Below are 1109 nucleotides of genomic sequence, written 5' to 3'. Positions count from 1 at the left end.
TATAAAAATGACATTCATGTGGTAGCCACTGTCCTGTCGGTGGACAAGGATAATACCCCTGATGTCACCGCTATCATCGGGGCATCCTTGGCTTTAGGCGTCTCCAATATCCCCTTCAATGGCCCCCTGGCTGCAGTTATCGTAGGGCTGGTGGACGGACAGCTGGTGATCAACCCCACGGTTGAGCAGTCCCGCAATACTGACCTGCACATGGCAGTGGCCGGAACCAAAGAAGCCATCATGATGGTGGAGGGCAGCGCCAACGAAGTGCCTGAACAGACCATGATCGACGCCATCTTCTTCGCTCACGAAGAAATCAAAAAGATCGTGGCCTTCCAGGAGCCGATCATAGCCGCACTGGAGCAGCCCAAAATGGAGGTAGTCCTGCCTCAGGTGGATGAAGAGATGGACGCCGCAGTGAGGGCTTATGCTTATGACATTCTCAATCAAGCGGTGCGCAATCCCGATAAAAAAGCCCGCGAAGCTGATATGGACAAGGCCCATGACAGCATCCTCGAGCATTTTGCCGAGATTTACCCGGAACAGCTCAAACAAGTGGGCTCCCTGGTCGACGCCATGATGAAAGAAATCGTGCGCAAAATGGCCCTGGAGGACGGCGAACGTGTCGACGGCCGTAAATTGAATGAAATCAGACCGGTCAGCTGTGAGGTGGGCTTCCTGCCCAGACCGCATGGCTCCGGCTTGTTCACCCGGGGGCAGACTCAGGTACTGTCGGTAGCCACCCTGGGCGGCATGAGTGAAGAACAGCGCCTGGACGGATTGGGCATAGAAGAGACCAAGCGCTACATCCATCATTATAACTTCCCGCCCTTCAGTGTGGGAGAGGTCAGGCCGATGCGCGGCCCGGGCCGCAGAGAAATCGGGCACGGCGCCCTGGCGGAACGGGCTTTGCTGGCGGTAATACCGTCTGAGCCGGATTTTCCCTACACCATTCGCGTGGTATCCGAGGTTCTGGAATCGAACGGCTCCAGCTCCATGGGCAGCGTGTGCGGCAGCACCCTGGCTCTGATGCACGCCGGGGTACCCATCAAACGGCCGGTATCAGGCATCGCCATGGGCTTGGTCAAGGTAGAGGATCGTTTCGCCAT

General features: G+C 57.1%; 1 protein-coding gene. It reads left to right on the top strand.

The window, feature by feature from the left end; all coding sequences use genetic code 11:
* A partial coding sequence (locus B3W37_RS09345) for a polyribonucleotide nucleotidyltransferase (RefSeq protein WP_483175512.1) occupies positions 1-1109 on the top strand: 1109 nt, incomplete at both ends.

It is taken from the genome of Syntrophomonas sp. UBA5494 (assembly GCF_002426325.1).
Note: the sequence above shows the minus strand (reverse complement) of the source record. Positions and strands in the feature narration are given on the sequence as shown.